Origin of the sequence: Kitasatospora arboriphila, from assembly GCF_039528095.1 — a bacterium.
GTDB lineage: Bacteria > Actinomycetota > Actinomycetes > Streptomycetales > Streptomycetaceae > Kitasatospora > Kitasatospora arboriphila.
The window spans coordinates 1-573 of sequence record NZ_BAAALD010000287.1; the positions used below are offsets into that span (position 1 = coordinate 1).

Annotated in this window: 1 protein-coding gene; it reads right to left on the reverse strand. The window is 66.1% G+C overall.

The genetic code is table 11. From position 1 onward, the window contains the following. On the reverse strand, positions 1-573 hold a 573-nt coding region (locus tag ABD353_RS40000; RefSeq protein WP_425555364.1), incomplete at both ends, for a sodium:solute symporter family transporter.

The following is a 573-nucleotide window of genomic DNA, read 5'->3' on the forward strand; positions in this document are numbered from 1 at the left end:
CCGTCGCCATGTAGCGCTGGGCCTGGTTGAGCATGCCGCCGTTGTACTCGAAGAGCTTGATGAACAAAAAGGCCAGCAGGAACACCGTCCCGTACGGGCCGACCAGGGGCTTTCCGTGGCCGTGCAGCGCGGGCTCGTCCCAGGCGCCGAGGAAGCCGATGCCCTTGTGGTCCAGTTTGAGCACGACCGCGACGAACATGGACAGGCCGGCGAGCAACTGAATGACGAACTGGCCCAGTTCGGTCAGCGCGTCCGCCCACAGGCCGCCGATGGTGCAGTAGATCGCGGTGATCAGGCCGGTGATGAGGATGCCCTGGTTGAGGGTGACGCCGGTGAAGACGGACAACAGGGTGGCGATGGCCGCCCACTTGGCGCCCACGTCCACGATCTTCAGCAGCATGCCGGACCAGGCGAGCGCCTGCTGGGTGGGGACGTTGTAGCGGTTCTTGAGGTACTCCAGGGGCGAGGCGACGTGCAGGCGGGAGCGCAGGCGGTTGATGCGGGGCGCGAACAGCCGGGAACCGATGGCGATGCCCAGCGCGATCGGGAAGGACCAGGTGACGAACGAGGTGA